Origin of the sequence: Mesorhizobium sp. M7A.F.Ca.CA.004.04.2.1, from assembly GCF_004022825.1 — a bacterium.
Lineage (GTDB): Bacteria > Pseudomonadota > Alphaproteobacteria > Rhizobiales > Rhizobiaceae > Mesorhizobium.
In genome coordinates, this window is sequence record NZ_RZPH01001651.1 from 1 (window position 1) to 649 (window position 649).

1 pseudogene is annotated in these 649 nt (G+C 63.8%); it reads left to right on the top strand.

Annotated features, from left to right (window positions below):
- Positions 1-139: 139 nt before the first annotated feature.
- Positions 140-649, top strand: a pseudogene (locus EN893_RS36750) (ATP-dependent helicase); the annotation flags it as partial.

The following is a 649-nucleotide window of genomic DNA, read 5'->3' on the forward strand; positions in this document are numbered from 1 at the left end:
CCGAAGGCCCGGTTCTGGTGCCGGCTCCGGCCAGCACCAGAACCGGGCCTTCGGTGGTTTCCACCGCCAGCCGCTGCTCCGGGTTGAGGCCCTTCAGATAGTCGGGTGCGTTGTTGTGTCCGCTGCGGGCAGCCATGGCGCGCGCGAGATGAAGATCCGCATCGGCGTCCTGATCGGCGAAGGCAACGTCGAGGGCATGCCATGGCTCGGCACCTTCCACTCGATTGGCGTGAAGCTGCTTCGCAGACATGCCGAACTCGCCGGTTTGCGCTCCGACTTCACCATCCTCGACACCGACGACGTCGTGCGGCTGATCAAGCAGCTGATCCAGGCCGAAGGTCTGGACGACAAGCGCTGGCCGGCCAAGCAGTTCGCCCAGATGATCGACGGCTGGAAGAACAAGGGACAAGGCCCGTCCGACATCACCGAGGGCGACGCCCGCGCCTTCGCCAACGGCAAGGGCCGCGAACTCTACAAGGCCTATCAGGAGCGGCTGAAGACGCTGAACGCCTGCGATTTCGGCGACCTGCTGTGCCACCCGATCCGCATCTTCCGCGCCAATCCGGACGTGCTCAAGGAATACCACAAGCGCTTCAAATACATCCTCGTCGACGAGTACCAGGACACCAACACCGCCCAGTACATGTGG